At 67.8% G+C, this 19807-nt stretch carries 20 protein-coding genes; 8 read left to right on the top strand and 12 right to left on the bottom strand.

Annotation, left to right across the window (positions count from 1 at the left end; all coding sequences use genetic code 11):
- Positions 1-316: 316 nt before the first annotated feature.
- From NO900_RS00240 to NO900_RS00250, 3 genes are read right to left on the bottom strand one after another with little or no spacing between them, the layout of a single operon-like run.
- A complete protein-coding gene (locus tag NO900_RS00240) occupies positions 317-823 on the bottom strand; it encodes a hypothetical protein (protein ID WP_256407211.1) in 507 nt (168 codons plus the stop codon).
- Positions 820-1815 (bottom strand): hypothetical protein, encoded by a 996-nt coding sequence (locus NO900_RS00245; RefSeq protein WP_256407212.1) that lies wholly within the window; start codon positions 1813-1815, stop codon positions 820-822. Before NO900_RS00245 ends, NO900_RS00240 begins: the two co-directional genes overlap by 4 nt.
- A 50-nt stretch (positions 1816-1865) precedes the next feature.
- Positions 1866-2003: a hypothetical protein gene (locus NO900_RS00250; protein WP_256407213.1), complete on the bottom strand. Its 138-nt coding sequence runs from the start codon at positions 2001-2003 to the stop codon at positions 1866-1868.
- 474 nt (positions 2004-2477) lie between these two features.
- On the opposite strand from NO900_RS00250, the gene NO900_RS00255 reads away from it, so the two are divergent.
- A complete protein-coding gene (locus NO900_RS00255) occupies positions 2478-3704 on the top strand; it encodes a type I restriction enzyme HsdR N-terminal domain-containing protein (protein WP_256407214.1) in 1227 nt (408 codons plus the stop codon).
- A gap of 48 nt (positions 3705-3752) precedes the next feature.
- Here the strand turns inward: NO900_RS00255 and NO900_RS00260 are convergent, their stop codons facing one another.
- Both NO900_RS00260 and NO900_RS00265 read right to left on the bottom strand, forming a co-directional pair.
- The gene (locus tag NO900_RS00260) at positions 3753-4508 is read right to left on the bottom strand and encodes a DUF2064 domain-containing protein (protein ID WP_256407215.1); all 756 of its coding nucleotides are present in this window, start codon (positions 4506-4508) and stop codon (positions 3753-3755) included.
- A gap of 109 nt (positions 4509-4617) precedes the next feature.
- The gene (locus NO900_RS00265; RefSeq protein ID WP_256407216.1) at positions 4618-5214 is read right to left on the bottom strand and encodes an NUDIX hydrolase; all 597 of its coding nucleotides are present in this window, start codon (positions 5212-5214) and stop codon (positions 4618-4620) included.
- A 210-nt stretch (positions 5215-5424) separates the two neighbouring features.
- Here NO900_RS00265 and NO900_RS00270 point away from each other — a divergent pair, with 210 nt between their 5' ends.
- Positions 5425-6831: an ATP-binding protein gene (locus NO900_RS00270; RefSeq protein ID WP_256407217.1), complete on the top strand. Its 1407-nt coding sequence runs from the start codon at positions 5425-5427 to the stop codon at positions 6829-6831.
- 38 nt (positions 6832-6869) lie between these two features.
- Here NO900_RS00270 and NO900_RS00275 read toward each other — a convergent pair whose 3' ends face one another.
- Positions 6870-7451 carry a class I SAM-dependent methyltransferase gene (locus NO900_RS00275; protein WP_256407218.1) on the bottom strand — a complete coding sequence of 194 codons (582 nt, stop codon included), beginning with the start codon at positions 7449-7451 and terminating at the stop codon, positions 6870-6872.
- A gap of 104 nt (positions 7452-7555) precedes the next feature.
- Here NO900_RS00275 and NO900_RS00280 point away from each other — a divergent pair, with 104 nt between their 5' ends.
- Positions 7556-8185 (top strand): GNAT family N-acetyltransferase, encoded by a 630-nt coding sequence (locus tag NO900_RS00280; RefSeq protein ID WP_256407219.1) that lies wholly within the window; start codon positions 7556-7558, stop codon positions 8183-8185.
- Here NO900_RS00280 and NO900_RS00285 read toward each other — a convergent pair.
- Complete coding sequence (locus tag NO900_RS00285; RefSeq protein WP_256407220.1) at positions 8182-9222, bottom strand: AI-2E family transporter; 1041 nt, start codon at positions 9220-9222, stop codon at positions 8182-8184. The genes NO900_RS00280 and NO900_RS00285 overlap by 4 nt on opposite strands.
- Positions 9223-9372: 150 nt before the next feature.
- Positions 9373-9969, bottom strand: coding sequence for a DUF6149 family protein (locus NO900_RS00290; protein WP_256407221.1), 597 nt, complete (start codon positions 9967-9969; stop codon positions 9373-9375).
- A gap of 130 nt (positions 9970-10099) precedes the next feature.
- On the opposite strand from NO900_RS00290, the gene NO900_RS00295 reads away from it, so the two are divergent.
- From NO900_RS00295 to NO900_RS00315, 5 genes are all read left to right on the top strand, one after another.
- Positions 10100-11338 carry an NAD(P)/FAD-dependent oxidoreductase gene (locus NO900_RS00295; protein WP_256407222.1) on the top strand — a complete coding sequence of 413 codons (1239 nt, stop codon included), beginning with the start codon at positions 10100-10102 and terminating at the stop codon, positions 11336-11338.
- Between the two features lie 152 nt (positions 11339-11490).
- The gene (locus tag NO900_RS00300) at positions 11491-13665 is read left to right on the top strand and encodes a PAS domain-containing protein (RefSeq protein WP_256407223.1); all 2175 of its coding nucleotides are present in this window, start codon (positions 11491-11493) and stop codon (positions 13663-13665) included.
- 108 nt (positions 13666-13773) lie between these two features.
- Complete coding sequence (locus NO900_RS00305) at positions 13774-13989, top strand: DUF7979 domain-containing protein (RefSeq protein WP_256407224.1); 216 nt, start codon at positions 13774-13776, stop codon at positions 13987-13989.
- 101 nt (positions 13990-14090) lie between these two features.
- Positions 14091-14510: a DUF7124 domain-containing protein gene (locus tag NO900_RS00310; protein ID WP_256407225.1), complete on the top strand. Its 420-nt coding sequence runs from the start codon at positions 14091-14093 to the stop codon at positions 14508-14510.
- 84 nt (positions 14511-14594) lie between these two features.
- Positions 14595-15293, top strand: coding sequence for a MogA/MoaB family molybdenum cofactor biosynthesis protein (locus NO900_RS00315; RefSeq protein WP_256407226.1), 699 nt, complete (start codon positions 14595-14597; stop codon positions 15291-15293).
- Positions 15294-15757: 464 nt separating this feature from the next.
- Here the strand turns inward: NO900_RS00315 and trpG are convergent, their stop codons facing one another.
- Genes trpG through trpD form a run of 4 tightly spaced genes read right to left on the bottom strand, consistent with a single transcriptional unit; the run spans position 15758 to position 19786 of the window.
- Positions 15758-16390: an anthranilate synthase component II gene (gene trpG / locus NO900_RS00320; RefSeq protein ID WP_256407227.1), complete on the bottom strand. Its 633-nt coding sequence runs from the start codon at positions 16388-16390 to the stop codon at positions 15758-15760.
- The gene (gene trpE, locus NO900_RS00325) at positions 16387-18093 is read right to left on the bottom strand and encodes an anthranilate synthase component I (RefSeq protein ID WP_256407228.1); all 1707 of its coding nucleotides are present in this window, start codon (positions 18091-18093) and stop codon (positions 16387-16389) included. Before trpE ends, trpG begins: the two co-directional genes overlap by 4 nt.
- Positions 18090-18734, bottom strand: a complete 645-nt coding sequence (locus tag NO900_RS00330; protein WP_256407229.1) for a phosphoribosylanthranilate isomerase — start codon at positions 18732-18734, stop codon at positions 18090-18092. Before NO900_RS00330 ends, trpE begins: the two co-directional genes overlap by 4 nt.
- On the bottom strand, positions 18734-19786 hold the full coding sequence (trpD, locus tag NO900_RS00335) for an anthranilate phosphoribosyltransferase (protein ID WP_256407805.1): 1053 nt from the start codon (positions 19784-19786) through the stop codon (positions 18734-18736). Before trpD ends, NO900_RS00330 begins: the two co-directional genes overlap by 1 nt.
- Positions 19787-19807 lie beyond the last annotated feature (21 nt).

The raw sequence follows: 19807 nt of genomic DNA on the forward strand, positions 1-19807 counted from the left end.
AGGGGTGGGGGCTTCGATAGGGTCGAAAATTTCAGAGCGGCAGGCACTCTACAGAGATGTGTGATTTTCGGGGGTCACAGGCCGCGTTCGTGGCGTCATGCTGGCCGCGTGCCAGTCGTGACGGTCGCCTTCGACAGCATGGGTCACTCGTCACCGTTGGACTTCAAGGACGTGAGGGATTGACTGCGAGCCGAGAGCGGGCCGGAAACATTCGTTGGAGAGGGCCGAATCACGGTAGTCGAACCCCCTGTTTTTGCGGCACCAATGTTTGCCACGTCTTTATTAAATTTATACGTGAGGCGCATAGCGCACACTCTCAAAGAACATCGCCATGTATCAAAGACCAGAAGCGGTGAGTAATGACTAACAGCGTCAAGAAATAGTGCGCCATCAGGCTGTAGACAATCCCGCTCACGATAAATGCCAGTCCCGAACCGGCGGTGCCGCCTATGCGCGATACCACGATTCCAAAGACCAGACAGATTATGAGAACTACGCCTGCCAGAATCGCATAGAGCGTGAACTCCTTTGTCTTTTTTACAGTCCGTTGCTCGTAGGGATGGCTACCATCCTTGTCGTACCTCATGAGCAGGATGATAGTGTTTATCGAAAACCCCGTCAGGACGCTCAAAACTGAAGCAGAAGCAGTGATGAATCCCGACCAAAGCACGACGTAGTTAGCGAGAGCGAATCCTACAATGGCAGGAAAAACGGCGAAAATACCAGCCAAGACGATGGAATCAAGCGGATTCTTTAGACCAGTCTCTTGGCCGAGGGATGAATAGTGGTCGCTGATGATACTCCCGATATTGCCGAATATCATTTTTCGACGTTTGCTGACCCGGTGACTGGTTCTACAATCTGCTGGTCCAAAATATCATTGGCCAAATCGTTTGACTCATTTCGGAGAGAACGTGCGGTGATAAGGCCAGCTTCAGTGCGGAGTTTCTCACTATCGAGGTCTTTCCGCATAGCCACTTCTTCGTTCAATAGCGAGAAGGTTTCGCTCCGGCCACCATCCTTCTGAATGGTCACAGTAAAGTTCTCCACATCGTCGCTGACAATCGTCCCGAAGTGCTTGTTCGTGTCCTTGAGGCTGGCCGCTTTACTCTTCACCCACTCAAAACTCCCACCGTGTTCGGGACGCAGAACGACCGAACGAGTTCCAACTTCTTCAGTTCTTAAGCCCTTTACTAACTCCATTCGCTTTTCATCGTCCCCCGGAATCTTCCGAACATTAATGTCTAACTTGGCAATTCGGTCGGCTCCTATCACCTTTTCAAGTACGTCTTCCGTGGTAACAGGGTCCATCTTCATTGTGTAGTCACTCACTCCCGAGAGACACGTCTGTTCGATATGCTTCTTCAATTTCCCCTTCACGCCAATTCGGTTCACTTGGTGAAGGATGATTAGAGCGGTCTGGCCATTATCATATGGCTTGCCATCGCGTGTGTGTGGGAGACAAATGAGGAAGTACAGCGGCATTTGCTCGGCTTCATCTTCTCCTTTCAGGTGAGTCATATCGCCTGACTCCACATCACGGATTTCGGCCTCGTATCCGTGATAGCCAGTCGAAACGATACCTTCGATTAGATTCCCGTCACGATGGTACTCTTCGATGACGAAGGTCTTGTCATTACTTGAAGGCTCAAGATTAGAATCCTGCTTCGAGAATAGATTCTCCATCAAATCGAGAATGTGGTTTTCATCGAACGCTGTATCGTGGGCGTGTAGTTGAGTGAGGTTGTAGCCGTTGTCAGGATTCCGTTGTTCGTATATTTCGAAAGAGTATGGGACAAGTTTCTCCGAAGGCATTGGCTGGCACCTTGTAGCGAATTGATATAAAAGTGGATATTATGTACTGTCTACAGGTCGCCAATCAGTTCCGCTTGGGCAACAGCCAGCGCCTTCTCTTCGTCCGTCTCCGCGCCAGCCATCTCGTGAACTTCGCTCTCGCCGTCGGGCAGATTGATTTCAGGGGACTTGTTCTGTTCGTCGCTCATACCCGTACTACCAGCCGCAAGGGGTGAGTAATTTTCGCTGGTTGGACCACCTGTCGGTGGTCAAAAGTTGTGCCACTGGGAGTCCTCTACATGGCCGCTTACAGGGGTAATAGCAACAGACGGCGGCGGGATTTTGCGCCTGTTCTCGGGAAATGACGGGAGTATATAAATCAGACCGGCAATTCCGCCCTAAATTGCGGTCGACAGAGTAAAGATAGGAACCATATCGGTTAGACTTATGAACCTATAATTTTATAAGTGCGAATCAACTATACTTGAGGTAGAAGGCGTATATCGGGTGATTACACGGGCCTACAGGAAGCCGTGAGGCTACCTGCTTTCAAGGCAGGCGCAATGGGCCACTCTGCCATCCCACCACGTCCCGACGGTCGGAGTCGTTCGACTAAGTGGTGTCGGTGTCGGCCGGTCTCTGGTGGCGATGTTTTAAACACCCTCGCCGTGGACCACACGATAATGGATCGGGACGAGATCGATGAGTACGTCGACCGATGTCAAGGGCTCATCGAGGCATCGCCACAGATGGACGAGGAGAACACGAAGGTGAAGTTGATCCAGCCGTTCCTCGAACTCCTCGGGTGGGATCTCTACTCGACGGAGGTCGCGCTGGAATACACGATCCCGATGGCGTCGGGGAGTACACACGTCGATTACGCGCTCCTCGTCGGCGACTCACCGGTCGTCTTCGTCGAAGCGAAGCCCGTGCGCTCGACCCTCTCGGACGACGAGGTCCGCCAGTTACGAAGCTACATGCGACAGGAACTGGATGTCGACTGGGGCATTCTGACTAACGGAAAATCATTCGAGGTGTTGACGAAGGACAGACGCCGAAACGGCGGCGAAGAGATGTCGGTCGTACAGTTCAGTCTCGAAGATCTCGGCGAACGGCCGGGCGTTCTCGAACTCCTCACGAAGGAGTCGATCCGCTCGGGAAAATCGGCGGAGATCGCCGAACAGGTCGCGGAAACGAACCGCGCGATCCGATACCTAAACGAACACGAATCGACGGTCACCAATTCCGTCGCGAGCGCGGTTACCGACGAGGTCGGCGAGCTACCGATCGACCTTGAAGCGCAGTCGAGAGAGTTCGTCCAGGGTCTCGTATCCGTGTTGCGCGAACAGCGCCAATTCGTCGGGGAAACCGACGGCCACACTCCCGAAGACGACTCCCCGCCCGACCCCGAAGTTACCGGAAGAGAGGGCGAGACGGGCTCTGCAGACGGTCCCGATAACCTCGAACATATCGAACCGATCGAAGACCACGTCGCGGGAACGATCCGCCGTCAAGATATCGAGGGCGACTCGGACGCGGCGGTTGCGGTGTTTCCGACTCGGGAGTCCGGACTTCCGTTTCTGAAGGAGAACGAGGCGTGGGGGTTCGTTCGTGTCGGACGCGACTTCGACTACGTCGCGATGTACGTGACCGGAGACGTTCGGCAGGTGAAATACATCGCCGAAGTCGAACGAGTGGTCTCACCGGACCAAGCGGATCTCAAGCGTGAGCCGTTGGAATACAAGGATCGAGGAGCGATCGCGGACGATAAGAAGGTCATCGTGTTCAGACCGGGCACGCTGTATGAACTCGAAGATCCGGTCCCGTTCGAGACACGCTATCCCCAAGGTCTGCGATACACGACGTTAGGAGAGCTTCGAACGGCAGAAACGACCGACGATATGCTGTGACTGATCTAAATACCGCCGTTCGTATTCAGATACGATGCGGTCCGCGAATTAGTCCCGCACCACGCGCTCCGCGCCGTCCTCGACGACCACGTCCAGTCCGTGCTGGTGGACGAACGCGGCGGTGTAGTCGGGGACGACGCGCTCGGCGGCGAACCGCGCGCGCAACAGGGGCACGGCGTCGAGCAGGTCGTCGCCGTCGACCATCGACGGCGAGGACTCCAGGAACTCCACGTCGAGGTCGGCGTCGGCGCCGCGCGCCGCCAGCGTCGGGAGGCTCGGGTCCTCGAACGCGCCGTCGAAGTCGATCGGCGCGGTGAAGCCCGCGTAGTAGACCCGCCCGCGGGTGGAGGGGCCGAGCACGACCTCGTTCGTCCGGAGCTTCATCGCGGCCGAGTCGATCACGGTGCGCGAGAGCAGCGGCGCCTGCGGGGTGACGACCGCGACGGAGTCGGCGTTCTCCTCGCGGAGCAGGTGCGTGACGGTGTTGCCGGCGCGCGCGCCGAACGACGACCCGACCTGCCGCTCGAACCGGGCGTCCTCGGTGCCGCCGAGGGTGTCGGCCACGAGCGTGCGCAGCTCGGCCTCGGGGGCGGTGTCGGTGCGGTGTTCGGCGGGGAGGTCGTCGTCGACCGGGTAGTTGACGAGGAGCTCGCCGCCGGAGCGGTCGACGGCGAGGACGGCGTCGCGGAACAGCGCCTCGTACAGGTCGGCGGCCTCGGCGGTCGAGAGCGGCGTCGACTCCGCGATCCCGGTCGCGACGAGCCCCTCGCGGGGCGGCTGCACCATGACGGCGACGACGGTCATACTCGGAGGAGTCGCCCGCGCGCCTTCAAGCCGCCGTTTCGGGTCGGGACCGGGGGGATCGGAACCGGCGAACAGGCGGGGGTGCTCGGCCGCCGGCGGGGCCGGCCGCTCAGGAGAAGTCGCGCCGCATCGCGATCTCGAACCACGGACAGAGCCGGAGCTGGCGGTACAGCGACGGGTTCTCGTGGAGGTGCTCGTAGTCGACCCACAGCATCCCGCCGATCTCGTCCTCGTCGGGGTCGAGCGAGGTGTCGTCCAGGGTCACCTTCAGCACCGAGCAGACCTCCCACTCGACGCCCTCGTTGGGGTAGTAGCGCTTGTACTCGAACTTGTCCGTCACCCGGAGGTCGTCGTACTGGTCCGGGGTGATCCCCAGCTCCTCCTCGAGTCGCTGCTCGGTCGCGTCCTCCTGCGTCTGACCCTCGACCGGGTGGGAGGCGACGGTCCCGTCCCAGTGACCGTCCCACAGCCGCTTCGTCGGCGCGCGCTGGGCCAGCAGGATCCGGTCGTCGGTGTCGTAGACGAGGCAGGTGAACGCCCGGTGCCGGATCCCGTCGCCGGTGTGGGCGTCGAGCCGGTTCACCGTCCCCTGCTCCGCGTCGTCGGGGTCGACGGCGATCACGTCCTGGAGCGCGTTCTCGTGGTCCTCGTTGGCGTCGGCCCCTCCGGAGGGGTCGCCGGGGGCGGCCGCGTCCTCTGAGCTCATGGCAGGTAGGTCTGTCACCAGGGCTAATAAGCGTTCGATACGCCGTGGGGCGGGCGACGCGCCCCCGCCGTCGCCGGCGGTCCCGACCGCGGTCCGACATCGGCGGTCCCGACCGTGGTCCGACATCGGCGGCCCCGACCGCGGTCCGACGTCGGCAGCCCCGACCGCGGTTCGACGCGCTTAACCGCGTCCCGCGGCTACGTCGCGCGGATGAGTGACCCGGCGCTCGACGTCGTCGAGTTCGTGCTGACGACGCACCTCTACACGGAGAACCGCGACCTCGACGAGAACGACCTGCCCCCGCGCTTCCGACAGGTGTTCTGGTCGGACGACGCCGCCGAGGACGCCCCCGGGGGCGTCGAGCGACCGCTCAAGGCGACCAGCGAGACCACCCGAACCGCCACCGGCGTCGAACACCCGTGGGACGCGGTCTCCGACCTCCTCTTCACCCAACGCACCGAGTTCTCCGGCGAGATCTCCCTGACGCAGCCGGCGATGGCGCTGGAGTGGTACCGCGACCACGCCGACGCCGACCGGATCGCCGAGAACCCGACGATCGTCGCCGCGCTCGAACTCGCCGCGGACCTCGACGCGCCCGTGACCCACGAGGAGGCGCGCGACAGCGTCCGGCCGATCCAGGCCGACCGCGTCTGGATCGACGCCCTGCTGGAGGAGTACTTCGACGAGGACGAGGACGGCGAGATGCTCGACCTCGTCAACGTCCAGGCCCCCGAGGAGATCGAGACGACGCTCGCGGACCTCGTGCTCACCGGCGACCAGGAGGGCGAGATCCAGAAGATCGTGAAGGCGATCGAGCACCGCGAGTACCTCGCGAGCATCGGGCTCCGCGAGATCGGGAAGCTCCTGTTTGTCGGCCCGCCGGGAACCGGGAAGACGACCGTCTCGCGGGCGCTCGCCCACCAGCTCGGCATCCCGCTCGTCGAGGTGAAGATGTCGATGATCACGAGCCAGTACCTCGGCGAGACGGCGAAGAACGTCGAGAAGACGTTCGAGGTCGCCAAGCGGCTCTCCCCGTGTATCCTCTTCATCGACGAGTTCGACTCGGTGGCGAAGACCCGGCGCTCCGACGAGCACGCCGCACTGAAGCGCGCGGTCAACACCCTGCTCAAGTCGATCGACGAGGTGTCGCTCGTGCGCGACGAGGTGCTCCTCATCGGCGCGACGAACCACCCGGACCAGCTCGACGCGGCCGCGTGGCGCCGCTTCGACGAGATCGTCAACTTCCCCAAGCCGGACCGCGACATGCGTGCGGACATCCTCCGGGTCGTCACCCGCGAGATGCAGATCGCCGACTTCGACCCCGAGGAGGTCGCCGACCGCACCAGCGGGCTCACGGGCTCGGACCTCCGGATGGTGCTGCGCGAGGCCGTCCTCGGCGCGCTCACGGAGGACCGGATGACGATCACGCAGGAGGACGTGATGGAGGCCGTCGAGGACTTCGAAGAGCGCGACAACCTCAAGAACATGGACATGATCGACGGCGAGGGCGCCGAGGTGCTCGGCGAGACGGACTCGGGCGAGCAGGACCACACCCACGAGGACCAGAGCGGAGACGCCGCGCACGACCACGGCGCGCACAGCCACTCGCACGACTGACTCGGACCCGCTTTTCGGGCCGTGCGGACGAGACCCGCTCAGCCTCCCCGTCTGATCCCGACGACCGTGTAGCCGAAGCCGCGGTCGACGATCCGGGGGTCGAGTCCCGCGTCGTCGAACGCGGCCGCGAGGGCCGCGGGCGTCCGGAACCGCGACGCCATCCCGATCGCGCGCTCGGCCGCGACGAGGGCGCGTCCCAGGGGGTGCTCGGGGTCGAACTCCCGGACCACGAGCGCGCCGCCCGGCGCGAGGACCCGCGCGGCCTCCCGGATCGCGGCCTCCTGATCGGGGAGGTGATGGAACGCGTCGACGATCGTTATCGCGTCGACCGACGCGTCTCGGAACGGGAGCCGCCCCGCGTCGCCGGCGACGCCCGAGAGTCCTCGGCCGTTCCGGGCGCGGGCGAGCATGCCGAGCGAGGCGTCGACGACCGCGATCTCGGGGCCGGTCAGCGCGGCGGCCGCCCGGCCCGACCCGCCGCCGACGTCGAGCAGGCGGTCGATCGGCCGCGTCGCGTGGTCGAGCCCCGCGACCAGCGCCTCGCCGTCCGCCGGCGGCATGACGCGGTCGTACAGGGGCGCTACGCGGTCGAAAAAGCGGACGTCGCCGAGGCCGTGCATGGCGGCGATCGGCGTCGGGGCCACATAAACGGTCGCGCGTCGCTCGCGCCGGGAGGGACCGCGTTCGCCGCTCCGCATTTACGTGAACGGGCCGTGAGGCCGGTATGGAGTACGCGCTCGTCGGCGAGCCGGGCTCGGGGGCGACCCTGCGGCTCGACTACCGGGCGTTCGCCTACGCCGGCAAGTTCGTCGTCGGCGCGCCGGGCAAGGCCGCCCTCCGGACCCCCGACGGCTCGCCGGCGGTCCCGGAGTGGGAGCCGGACGAGCCCCTCCCCCCGACCGTCGAACCGGGCGCGTTCGACGACGACGTGGTCGCGGCGATCTCCTTCTCGCCCGACCGGACCGACCCCGCCCGCTGTCGGCTCCGGTACGTCACCGTCCACGTCGCGCGCCGGGGCGAGGGGCTCGGCCCGCGGCTCGTCGATCGGACCGTCGAGCGGCTCGCGGCCGACGGCTACGACCGGGTGCGGATCGCGGTGAACAACCCGTTCGCCTACGCCGCCCTGTACAAGTGCGGCTTCGCGTACACCGGCGAGCGGACCGGGCTCGCCGAGCTGGAGCTGGAGCGACCGGCCGCGGAGCCGGCCCCGGAGAGCGAGGTCGACGGCGGCGGGACGAGCGAGGAGGACGACCGGTACCGCGCCGGGCTGCGAGCGTTCCGCGAGGACGACCGCGAGCTCGACCCCCGCGAGCGGGCGTTCATCGCGGAGCGGCTCGGGGAAGACGGGGGTTAGATCAGGTCGTAATCCTCGCGGAACGTCTCCAGGGTCGCCGCGAGCACGCCGATGGCGATGGGGCCGACGAACAGCCCGGTGAAGCCGACCGAGTAGATCCCGCCGAACACGCCGAGGAGGATCACCGCGGGGTTCAGGTGCGCCTGCTGGTCGATGACGAACGGCCGGGCGTAGTTGTCGACCATCGCGATGACGAACACCCCGTACAGCGCGAGCAACACGCCCGCGGTGGTCTGGTCGATGACGACGAGGTAGGCCGCGGCCGGCCCCCAGACGAAGAACGCCCCGATCAGCGGTAACAGCGCGAGCACGGCCATCACGAACGTCCAGAAGACGACGTTCGGGATCCCGGCCGCCCAGAGGCCGACCCCCGCGATCACCGCCTGCAGCAGCGCCACGACAATGTGGCCGATCACCACCCCGCGGGTCATCGCGTCGACGCGGTCGACGAGGTCGGCGGTGACCTCCTGCGGAAGCGGACTCGTCGACCGGATCCACCGCACGAACGCCGGCCCGTCGAGCAGCGCGTAGTAGACTAAAAAGAGGGCGAGCGAGAGCCCGACCGACGCCCGGAGCGCGGTGGTGACGACCCCGCTGACCCCGCCGAACAGCGTGTTGACGAGGCTCTGTCCGACCGTCGCCAGCACGTCGCCGACCTCGACTGTCTGGCCGGTGAGCGCCGCGATCTCGGCCTCGATCGCCGCGACGTCGATGTCGGTGTTCCCCCGGGCGATCGCCGTGAGGTCGCGCACGAACACCCACGAGATGTACGCGAGCGGGAGGATGACGGCGACGATCGACGCCACGATGAGCGAGATGCCCGAGAGCATCCGACCCAGGCGGCGCGACACCGACTCTCGGACCCGGCCCGCCAGCGCCCTCCGGATCGCCCGCGACAGCCGGACGTGGAAGGGGTAGAGCACGTACGCGAGGATCGCCGACGCGATGACGTACTCGACGAACGGCAGGATGACGAACAGCGTCAGTAACGCGACGGCCCCGATGAGGAGGAGGAGGAACGATTGGCCGCGGTTCATGCCGACCACTGTCGCCGCCGGGACATAAACGTGGGCGGCTCTCGGGGCGGCGCGCGTCCGCGCCGCCTCGCGTTCGTCGCTCTCCGATCGCGCGCCCGATCGCCTCGCCCGCCTGCTCGCCCGCTACGCGCCTCCGACTCGCCTCGCCCGCTACGCGCTCGCCTCGTCCTCGTCGAGCCCGGGCGCGGCGGACGGGTCGACGTCCTCCGGCTCCTCCGTCCCGCCGCCGACCACCGTCTCGCCGTCGTCGGTCTCGACGTACACGTCGTCGGCGAAGCCGGCGAGCGCGTTCTCGTACTCCGCGGTCTTCAGCCGCTCCGGCGTCTCGGGCGCCTCGGCGACGCCCCCGACGGGCCGGAAGTCGCCGAGCGGGTCGTCGATCGTGATCCCGTGCTCGGCGAAGAACTCCTCGTAGCGCCGGTAATGCTCCTCAAGCTCGTCGCCCGGGATCTCCATCATCTCCGTCCAGCCGTGGTTGAAGAAGTCGAAGTTGGCCTGCACGTGGGTGACCTCGCGGGCCTCGGCCTCCGTGAAGCCGGCCTCCAGGGCGGCGACGTACGCGTCCATCGTCGCGTCGAAGAACTCGTCGAGGTGGTCGCGGCGCTCCTCGCGGCGCTCCTCGTCGGCCTTGTTGAGGAAGATGCTCGTGTGGAGGTCGACGAGCTTGTCGTTCGCGACGTCGCCGACGACCGGCGTCGTCAACGCCTTCTTCGCGGCCCAGTGGCGAATGTTCTGCCGGATCTTCATACGTTCCGTTCGGCGGGGACGGCCTTGAATCTGTGGCGTTCGGTCGCGCTCTGAGCCGTGCTGTGTCGGAGTATCATGATCTTCAACGCGGATGACAACCCACATTAACCCCGAATCCGAACGCCCGCCCATGAGCGATTCGTACGTGATCGTCGGGGACGGTATCGCGGGCGCGTCCGCGGCCGAGACGCTCCGCGAGCAAGCGCCCGACGCCGAGATCACGGTTCTCACCGACGAGGGGGAGTCCCTCTACAACCGGATTCTGATCAAGGAGTACGCGAAGGGGAAGCTCCCCGAGGCGCCCATCTCGATCCACCAGGAGTCGTGGTACGACGACCACGACGTCGACCTCCGGCTCAACACGGTCGTCGTCGACATCGACGTCGAGGGCGACGCGGTCCGCACCCACGAGGGCGAGACGTTCGAGTACGACTCCCTGCTGCTCGCGATCGGCGGGACCCCCCAGCAGCTCCCGGTCGAGAACGCCGACGCCGACGGGATCCACCACTTCTGGACGTTTCAGGACGCCCGCCGGATCAAGGAGAGCGTCGAGGGCGCCGAGCGGGCAGTCATCGTCGGCGCCGGCCTCCTCGGCATCGACTTCGCGGCCATCTGCGGCGCGCAGGACGTCGAGGCGAACTACCTCATGCGCGGCGACAACTGGTGGCGCTACGCGCTCTCGGAGGAGGGCGCGGAGATCATGCACGAGGCGATGCGCGAGCGCGGCGTCGAGCCCGTCTTCGGCTCCGGCGTCGACCGCTTCGAGGTCGACGACGAGGGGCACGTCGAGGCCGCGGTCGACCCGAACGGCGAGCGCTACGAGTGCGACTTCGCGGGCGTCGCTATCGGGCTGAACTTCAACACCGAGCTCGTCGAGGCGACGCCGCTGGAGCTCGACGACGGGATCGTCGTCGACGAGTTCATGCGCACCAACGTCGACAACGTGTTCGCCGCGGGCGACATCACGACGTTCGACGACCTGATCCTGGGCGACCGGGCGAAGAACGGCTCGTGGGGCTCCGCCAAGGAGCAGGGGACCATCGCCGCCCGCAACATGCTCGACTACGGCAGCGCGGAGTTCAGGTGGGTCTCCTCGTACTCGATCACGCACTTCGACTTCCCGTTCCTCTCCTTCGGCCACCCGACGCTCGGCGACGACTCGGTCGAGGCGACCACCGCCGAGGGCGAGTGGCGCCGCGTGGCCCTGAAGGACGGCAAGGTCGTCGGCGGCGTCCTCATCGGCGACCTCTCGCCGCAGTCCGCGTTCAAACAGCTCATGCGCGAGGGCCGCGACGTGAGCGACCAGACGGAAATCCTCATGGAGCCCGGCTTCTCGGTGGAGGACCTGGCGGCGACGACCGAGCAGTAGCCGGCGTCGAACCCCCGTCGCCCCGGCCTCGGCCGTCGCGCGATCTCTCGAACGTCACGCGATCCCTCGGCCGTCACGCGATCTCTCGAACGTCACGCGACCTCTCGGACATCAGTACCTTTTCACGTCCGTCGGTCGTATCTCCGCCCCTCATGGCACGCGAACCGTCGGCCGACCCGCCGTCGGCGCCGGGGGACGACTTCTTCGCCTCGTTCGTCGAGGGGTGTTCCGACCCGATCCTCTCCGTCGACGGCGACGGCGTGATCGTCTACGCGAACCCCGCCGTCGGCTCGGTCCTCGACCGCGATCCCGCCGCCCTCCGCGGGCGGCGCCTCGCGGAATTCATCCCCGAAGACCGGGACGACGAGCGCATCCGCTCGCTCCGTCGGCGGCTGTCGAGCGACGCCGATCCGGGCGACGTCGACGGTCTCACCTGTCCCCTGCGGCGCGACGACGGACGGACGATGGTGTTCTCCGTGCGGTTCCACGAGCACCGGTCGGCCGGCGAGCCCGTCTACACCGGCGTGTTCCGGGACGGGGTCGAGGAGGCGACCGCGCGCGACCTCCGGACCTTCCGCAACGTCGTCGAACACGCCGGTCACGCCGTTTACGTCACCGACACGGACGGGACGATCGAGTACGTCAACCCCGCGTTCACCGAGAACACGGGCTACGAGCCCGACGACGCGATCGGCCGGACGCCGACGATACTCAACTCGGGGGAGATGTCCGACGAGTACTTCGCGGCGCTGTGGGAGACGATCGGGTCCGGCGAGGTGTGGGAAGAGGAGATCGTCGACCGGCGGCGCGACGGCGAGGCGTACCGCGCCCACCAGACGATCGCGCCGGTGTTCGACGCGGACGGCGAGGTCTCCCGGTTCGTCGCGATCCAGACCGACGTGACGGAGAAGCGGGAGGCGATGGGCCGGCTGAAACAGCACCGCGAGATCGTCGAGGCGCTCGACGACCCGATCCTCCTCCAGAACCTCGACGGGGAGTTCGAGCTGCTCAACGAGGCGGTGAGCGAGTTCGCCGGCGTCCCCCGGGAGGAGCTGTACGGGGCCGACGAGTTCGCCTTCATGGACCCCGAGGCGGCGGCCGAGATCGCCGAGCGGAAGCGCGAGGTGCTGGAGACGGAGGCGCCGGTCGCGTACGAGACCTCGCCGACGTTCGAGCGCAGCGGCCGCGAGGCGACGTTCAGCACGCGGCGGTACCCCCACTACGACGCCGACGGCGAGCTGGCGGGTACGTTCGCGATCTGTCGCGACGTCACCGAGATGAAGCGCCGGGAGGCAGAGCTCGAACGCTACGAGCGCGCCGTCAACGGGGCGACCGACCTCATCGCCGCGGTCGACCGGGACGAGCGCTTCCTGTTCGCGAACCCGCAGTACCGGGCGTACCACGGGATCGAGACCGACGACGTGCGGGATCTCTCGATCGCGGACGTCGTGGGCGAGGAGCGGTACCCGGCCGTGAGACGGAACGTCGACCGCGCGCTGCGGGGCCGATCCGTCGAGTACCGGACGAAACGGACGCATCCGGTCCGGGGGACGCGGACGTTCGACGTCCGGTACTACCCGCTCGAAGACCCCGACGGCGACGGGGTCGCCGGCGTGGTCGGCGTGCTCCGAGACGTGACCGACAGCGAGAACCGGGCGCGCCAACTCAGCGTCGTGGACCGGGTGCTCCAGCACAACCTCCGGAACGCGCTGACGGTGATCCGGGGACGGGCGCGGGAGCTCGTCGAGGGCGCTCCCGACGACGACCGCGGCGACGACGTCGCCGAGTCGGCCGCATACATCGTCTCGCGGGCGGACGACCTCCTGACGACGAGCGAGAAGGCCCACAGCATCACCGAGATCCTGAGCGACGCGCCCGACGTGGAACCGATCGACGTCGGCCGGACCGTCGACGGGCTGGTCGCGGCGCTCGCCGACGAGTACCCGGACGCGCGGCTGACGGCGTCGACGCCGGCCGACGGGGACGCGGTCGCCTCGGGGACCGCGTGGCTCGACCGCGCGCTGGCGGAGCTGATCCGGAACGCGGTCGTCCACCACGACCGCGACCGGCCGACCGTCGACGTCGCCGTCGAGGCGACCGCGGACGCGGTCGAGGTGCGGATCGCCGACGACGGGCCGGGGATGAACGACATGAACCGCGACGTGCTCGAAACGGGCCGCGCCGTGGACGCGCTGTACCACGGGAGCGGGCTCGGCCTCTGGCTCGTCTACTGGGTCCTCCAGCAGTCGGGCGGGTCGGCGACGGTCGCGGACGCGGACCCCCGCGGAACCGTCGTGACGGTGACGCTGGCGCGCCCGGCCGAGTAGTCCCGGCGTCGGTCGGAGTAGTACCCCGGTGTCGGTCCGATCCCGGCACCGCCCCGCGAGCCCGGAACCGACGCAACGTTTATGATAAATCATGATGTATGCTATCGCATGTCAATCAGAGAGTCAGGGCGGCGGCTCCGCCTCCGCCGCACCGGTCGGATCCCGCCGGACGCGCGGGTCCGCCACTACGACGAGCTCGGCGAGGAGGCCCAGGTCCTCGTCAGGGAGCTCGCCGGGCGGCCGCGGACGGCGCCGGAGCCCGGCGAGCTCGACGACGGCGACGTCGTGAAGTTCACCGACTACTACCGAGTCCGCGCGCGCTGAGCGGTCGCGCCCAGCCTCCCCGCTCCGGCCCGCCGACCGGCCGGGTCGGACCGTCACCCCGGAAGCGAAGTTGTTTTCGCCCGCCGCGAGAACACGGATCCATGGACAGTGGCGGATCTACCGACATGACGCTCGCGTTCGAGCTGGAGGCGCTGAAGGCGCTCGCGGACCCCAACGACGTGTTCAACAACGCCCGGCAGTGGACCGAGTACGTCGGCGTCGTCAGCGAGAAGCCGACGTACGTCGTCACCAACTTCACGCGCAAACACCGCGTGCGCCAAGACTTCTTCTCGGGCCCGCGAGGCGTCGAGGAGAGCCTGGAGAACATCGCCGGCCAGTTCGACACGGACCGGCACGTCTTCGTCGGCGTCGACGAGGAGGACGAGGCGGTCGCCGAGGCCACGGGCTGGGAGTTCCTGCAGGTCGAGGACGCGGCCGAGGCCGCCGGGTGGATCCTCGCCGACGGCGAGCCGGACGAGGAGGAAGCGCCAGAGGAATCGGCGCGGGACGACTGGCCGTAGACCGGAACCGCCGGGCCCCGGACGGAGGCCGACGTACCGGCGCGTCGGACAGGTGTTTTCACGGTCGCCGAGGAAGGTGAGACCATGAGCGACGGGCACGACCACGAGGACGGCGGCGGGAGCCACGGCGATCACGACGGACACGGTCACGAGCATGGCGGCCGCGACGGACACGGCCACGACGATCACGGCCACCATCACCACGACGCCGAGTCGGTCGCGGTCGCGGTCGTGACGGTCTCCTCCTCGCGCTCGCTCGACGAGGACCCCTCCGGCGACCACGTCGCCGCCGCGTTCGAGGGCGCCGGCCACGAGGTCGCCGTCCGCGAGCTGGTCCCCGACGAGTACGACAGCGTGCAGGGCACCGTCGACCGGTTGGCGCGCCGCGAGGACACCGACGTCGTCGTGACCACCGGCGGGACCGGCGTGACGCCCGACGACGTGACGCCCGAGGCGGTGAAGGGGCTGTTCGCGAAGATCCTCCCCGGCTTCGGCGAGCTGTTCCGCCGACGCTCGGTCGAGGAGATCGGGACGCGGACGATCGGCTCGCGGGCGACCGCCGGGATCGTCTCCGCCACGCCGGTCTTCTGTCTGCCCGGCTCCGAGAACGCGGTCCGGCTCGGCGTCGACGAGATCGTCCTCCCCGAGGTCGGCCACCTCGTCGGGCTCGCCGGGCGGGGGGTCGACGAGGACGACGAGGAGGTGAAGGCGGAAGACGCGGGCGAGGACGGGACCGACGACGGCGACGAGAGCGGGGAGTCGGCGGAGGGAGACGCGGAGTGAGGCCCACGTAGCCGCGAGTCCTGGTATCTCTTTCAAACGGTCCGTTACAATTCGCACTGGGTAACTCGCGTTGCTCCCGTTGTGGTCAATCCAGGGAACTCAAGAATCGCTCAGTACAGGGTAGTAGTCTATCGGCGCTTCAGTAGCAAGAAACGAGCATAAGCGCCGAAAAGACGATTGCGAAGCCCATCACTCCGACTCCGAAAACGTAGTACGGGTTCGTGAAATCGGGACTGTTGAGGAACAGAAAGAGGCTAAAACTCGAACCCAGCAAGGCGATCACCGCAGACTGAATACTCGGATTATACCAGTCTCCGAGCAGATCCCGAACAGTCACATACATATTAGAACGATAACTTCTATTCCGGATAGCGTTTGTGGTCAGTGAAACTCCGATAAGTTTGCAGTTTTCAGCGAACGGCCGTTCAACAAAAAGTCTGGAAAGCGGATCTCGACGGAGCAGGTTACACGGACGCGAGGAAGTTCCGGATCAGGTCGTGGCCGGCCGCGGTCAACACGCTCTCCGGGTGGAACTGCACCGCCTCGATCGGGTGTTCCCGGCCCCGGATCCCCATCACGATCTCGTCGCCCTCGTGGTCTGTCGTCGCCGTCACCGCGAAGGCGTCGGGGACCTCGGTGGCGGCCAGCGAGTGGTACCGCCCGGCGCGGAACCCCTGGTCGAGCCCGGCGAACACGCCCTCGCCGTCGTGCTCGACCGGAAACGCCTTGCCGTGGATCGGCTCCGGCGCGTGGCCGACGGTCCCGCCGTACTCGTAGACGGCGGCCTCCAGCCCGAGACAGACGCCGAGCGTCGGGACCTCGGGCGAGAGCTCCCGGAGCACGTCCGCCGTCACGCCCACGTCGCGCTCGTTCTTCGGGTGGCCGGGACCGGGACTGATGATCACCGCGTCCGGGTTCGCCTCCCGGATCGCCTCCAGCGACGCGGTGTTCTTGAACACCTCGACGTCGACGGGCTCGGGCCCCGCGCCCGCCTCGTCGCCGCCAGCTTCCCCGTCCCCGCCGAGCGTCTGGTCGGAGACATACTCGACGAGGTTGTACGTGAACGAGTCGAAGTTGTCGACGACGACGACGTTCATTCGTCGACCTCCGTGCCGGCGGGAAGGGGCTCGTCCGGGCCGGCGTCGCCGGGGTCGCCGCTCGCGTCGTCGCCCTCACGGATCCGGTCGATCGCGGTCAACACCCCGTCCATCTTCTGCTCGGTCTCCTCGTACTCTGCGGCCGGGTCGGAGTCGGCGACGAGCCCGGCGCCGGCCCGGACCGTCACGGCGGTCTCGTCGGGCGAACCCGCGCCCGCCGGCGACTCGTCGAGCGTCGCGGTCCGGATCACGATGGCGAAGTCGGCGTCGCCGGTCCACGCGTAGTAGCCGACGCCGCCGCCGTACGCCCCCCGCGGCGTCGTCTCCAGGGCCTCGATGATCTCCATCGCGCGCACCTTCGGCGCGCCCGTGAGCGTGCCGGCGGGGAACGTCGCGCGCGTCGCGTCGAACGCGTCGGCGTCGGCCGCGAGCGTCCCCGTGACCGTCGACTCGATGTGCTGGACGTGGCTGTACTTCAGCACGTTCATGAACTCCTCGACGCGGACCGACCCCGCCTCCGAGACGCGGCGCACGTCGTTGCGCGCGAGGTCGACGAGCATCGTGTGCTCGGCGCGCTCCTTCGCGTCGGCGAGCATCTCGCCGGCGAGCCGGCGGTCCTCGACCGGGCTCGTCCCCCGCGGGCAGGTGCCCGCGATCGGGTTCGAGACGATCCGGTCGCCCTGCACCGACACGAGCGTCTCCGGGCTCGCGCCGACGATGCTGCGGTCGTCGTGGCGCAGCACGTACATGTACGGCGAGGGGTTCACCTCGCGGAGCGCCGCGTACAGCCCCAGCGAATCGACCTCGCCGCGGAGCTCGCGGCTCCGCGAGATCACGCCCTGATAGATGTCGCCGTCGAGCACGTGGCGCTTCGCGGTTCGGACGGCTTCCTCGTACGCCTCGCGGGGGTCGGCCGACTCCGAGTCGACCCGGATCCCGTCCGGCTCCGGCGGCGCGGCCTCGCGGAGCTCGGCGCTCACGCGCTCCGCCTCGGCGACGAGCTCGTCGTAGACGGCACCGGGGTCGTCGTCGACGCCGATGACGGGCGTGAAGACGAGCTCGGCGCTCCCCTCCTTCTCGTCGAAGACGACCGTGCGGGTCGTCAGCGCGAACTCGGCGTCGGGGAACTCGGTCTCGGGGCGCTCGACGCCGACCTCCTCCAACCAGAGGTCGTAGACCGCCTCGTACGCGAGGAAGCCGACGAACCCGCCCGAGAGGATCTGCCGGTCGGTGTCGGGGAACCCGCGCAGGCTCACGTCCGGGAACGCCGCGCGGATCCGGTCGACCGCGTCGCCCGCGTCGGGGCCGAGGTCGCTCTCGGATCCGCCCTCGGCGTCCGGGCCGCCCTCAGAGCCCTCCCCGACGAACGCCGCCGCCGGCCCGAGCCGCGTCACGTCGGTGCGGTCGGGGTGGACCGAGACGATCGCCTCCGGGTCGTACCCGACGAACGAGTAGCGCGCGTGTCGGTCGGCCTTCCCGCCCGAGGTGAACGCGCCGTCCGGGTCGCTGGAGGCGACCTTCTCGCCGGACTCCAGGAGGAACCCGTACGGCCCCTCGCCGACGAGCGTCGCGTACGCCGCGAGCGGGGTCACGTCGGCGTCGAGCGCCGCGGACGCGCGGACGACGACCGGCTTCTCCGCGTCGGCCGCGAGCTCGACGAACGCGGCCTTCGAGCGGTCGAGCGGGGCCGTCGACTCGGTCATGCGAGCTCCATCTCCCGGCCCGCGTTGGCGACGAAGCGGGCCACCGCGTTGTGGTCCTTCCGCCCGTCCGACAGCTCGACGCCGGAGGCGACGTCGACGGCGTACGGGTCGGCGACGCGGACCGCCTCGGCGACGTTGTCGGCCGTGAGCCCGCCCGCGAGGACGACCGGCGACGCGAGCCCGTCCGCCAGCTCGCCCGTCTTCGCCCAGTCGTGGGTCTCCCCGGTGCCGCCGGCGCCCGACTCGTCGGTCGAGTCGATCACGAGGGCGTCGGCGACCGCGTCGAACTCCTCGGCGCGGACCGGGTCGTCGGCGTCGACCGCGAGCAGCACCTTCCGCTCGGTCTCGGCCCGGACGTACCGGATCTCGTCGGGGGTCCACTCCCCGTGCAGCTGGAGCGCGTCGGGGCCGGTCGTCCGGACCAGCTCGACCGCGCGCTCGGCGGAGTCGGGCATCGTGACGAGCGTCGCGGTGACGAACGGCGGGACGTCGGCGAGCAGCTCGGCGGCCTTCGCGGGGTCGACCTCGCGCGCCGAGTCGACCGGCACCTCCGAGATAACGCCGACCGCGTCGGCGCCCGCGTCGACCGCGGCCCGGAGGTCCGCGCCGTCCGTGAGCCCGCAGATCTTCACCCGGGCCATCAGTCGTCGTCCTCCGCGCCCGCGGGGGGCTCCGGCTCCGACGCCGCCGCCTCCCCGCCGCACAGCGCCGCGAACTTCTCGGCGGCCGCGCCGGAGTCGATCGCCTCGGCGGCGCGCTCGACGCCCGCCGCGAGCGAGTCGGCCTCGCCGGCGACGTAGATCGCCGCGCCGGCGTTCGCCAGGATCAGGTCGCGCTTCGGCCCCGTGACGGAGCCGTCGACGATCCCGCGCAGGTCGGCCGCGTTCTCCTCGGGCGTCCCGCCCGCGACGGCCTCGATCGGGGCGCGGTCGAGCCCGAGGTCCTCCGGGGCGATCGTGAACTCGGTCACCTCGTCGCCGTCGACCTCGGCGGCGACCGTCTCGTCGTGGATCCCGATCTCGTCCATCCCCGCGCCGTGGACGACGAGGGCGCGCTCTACGGGCATGTGCGCCAGCGACCTGGCGATCGTGGGGACCAGCTCCGGGTCGTAGACGCCGAGCACCTGCGCGTCGGCGCCGGCGGGGTTGGTGAGCGGGCCGAGCACGTTGAAGATCGTCCGCATCCCGAGCTCCTTGCGCGGGCCGATGACGGCCTTCATCGCCGGGTGGAAGACGGGCGCGAGCATGAACCCGATTCCGTCGGCCTCGATCGCGTCCTCGACCGCCGGGGGCTCGGCCTCCACGTCGGCGCCCGCGACCTCCAGCACGTCGGCGCTCCCGGAGGATGAGGAGACGGAGTAGTTGCCGTGCTTGGCGATCGGGACGCCGGCGCCCGCCGCGACGATCGCGGCGGTCGTCGAGACGTTGATCGTGTCGTAGTCGTCGCCGCCCGTCCCGCAGGTGTCGACGAGGGGGTCCCGGTCCGGCTCGATCGTCCGGGCGGCGTCGCGCATCCCCCGCGCGAAGCCGGCGATCTCCGCCTCGGTCTCGCCCTTCGCCCGGAGGGCGGCGAGGAGGGCGCCGATCTGCGCCTCCGTGGCCTCCTCGAAGACCAGCCGCGCGGCCTCGCGCGACTCCTCGAGGGTCAGATCCGTCCCGTCCGTCACGCGTTCGACCGTGTCGTTGATATCCATGATGTTCACCGATGTATTACT

Source organism: Halorubrum rutilum, from assembly GCF_024494565.1.

Excerpts from the sequence above, each read along its gene's own strand:
- NO900_RS00300 (WP_256407223.1), top strand. The coding sequence starts at position 11,491 with ATGGCACGCGAACCGTCGGCCGACCCGCCGTCGGCGCCGGGGGACGAC.
- NO900_RS00260 (WP_256407215.1), bottom strand. The coding sequence starts at position 4,508 with ATGACCGTCGTCGCCGTCATGGTGCAGCCGCCCCGCGAGGGGCTCGTC.
- NO900_RS00305 (WP_256407224.1), top strand. The coding sequence starts at position 13,774 with ATGTCAATCAGAGAGTCAGGGCGGCGGCTCCGCCTCCGCCGCACCGGT.
- NO900_RS00330 (WP_256407229.1), bottom strand. The coding sequence starts at position 18,734 with ATGGCCCGGGTGAAGATCTGCGGGCTCACGGACGGCGCGGACCTCCGG.
- NO900_RS00255 (WP_256407214.1), top strand. The coding sequence starts at position 2,478 with ATGGATCGGGACGAGATCGATGAGTACGTCGACCGATGTCAAGGGCTC.
- trpE (WP_256407228.1), bottom strand. The coding sequence starts at position 18,093 with ATGACCGAGTCGACGGCCCCGCTCGACCGCTCGAAGGCCGCGTTCGTC.
- NO900_RS00275 (WP_256407218.1), bottom strand. The coding sequence starts at position 7,451 with ATGCACGGCCTCGGCGACGTCCGCTTTTTCGACCGCGTAGCGCCCCTG.
- NO900_RS00245 (WP_256407212.1), bottom strand. The coding sequence starts at position 1,815 with ATGCCTTCGGAGAAACTTGTCCCATACTCTTTCGAAATATACGAACAA.
- NO900_RS00280 (WP_256407219.1), top strand. The coding sequence starts at position 7,556 with ATGGAGTACGCGCTCGTCGGCGAGCCGGGCTCGGGGGCGACCCTGCGG.
- NO900_RS00290 (WP_256407221.1), bottom strand. The coding sequence starts at position 9,969 with ATGAAGATCCGGCAGAACATTCGCCACTGGGCCGCGAAGAAGGCGTTG.
- NO900_RS00265 (WP_256407216.1), bottom strand. The coding sequence starts at position 5,214 with ATGAGCTCAGAGGACGCGGCCGCCCCCGGCGACCCCTCCGGAGGGGCC.
- trpG (WP_256407227.1), bottom strand. The coding sequence starts at position 16,390 with ATGAACGTCGTCGTCGTCGACAACTTCGACTCGTTCACGTACAACCTC.
- NO900_RS00250 (WP_256407213.1), bottom strand. The coding sequence starts at position 2,003 with ATGAGCGACGAACAGAACAAGTCCCCTGAAATCAATCTGCCCGACGGC.
- NO900_RS00310 (WP_256407225.1), top strand. The coding sequence starts at position 14,091 with ATGGACAGTGGCGGATCTACCGACATGACGCTCGCGTTCGAGCTGGAG.
- trpD (WP_256407805.1), bottom strand. The coding sequence starts at position 19,786 with ATGGATATCAACGACACGGTCGAACGCGTGACGGACGGGACGGATCTG.
- NO900_RS00240 (WP_256407211.1), bottom strand. The coding sequence starts at position 823 with ATGATATTCGGCAATATCGGGAGTATCATCAGCGACCACTATTCATCC.
- NO900_RS00295 (WP_256407222.1), top strand. The coding sequence starts at position 10,100 with ATGAGCGATTCGTACGTGATCGTCGGGGACGGTATCGCGGGCGCGTCC.
- NO900_RS00285 (WP_256407220.1), bottom strand. The coding sequence starts at position 9,222 with ATGAACCGCGGCCAATCGTTCCTCCTCCTCCTCATCGGGGCCGTCGCG.
- NO900_RS00270 (WP_256407217.1), top strand. The coding sequence starts at position 5,425 with ATGAGTGACCCGGCGCTCGACGTCGTCGAGTTCGTGCTGACGACGCAC.
- NO900_RS00315 (WP_256407226.1), top strand. The coding sequence starts at position 14,595 with ATGAGCGACGGGCACGACCACGAGGACGGCGGCGGGAGCCACGGCGAT.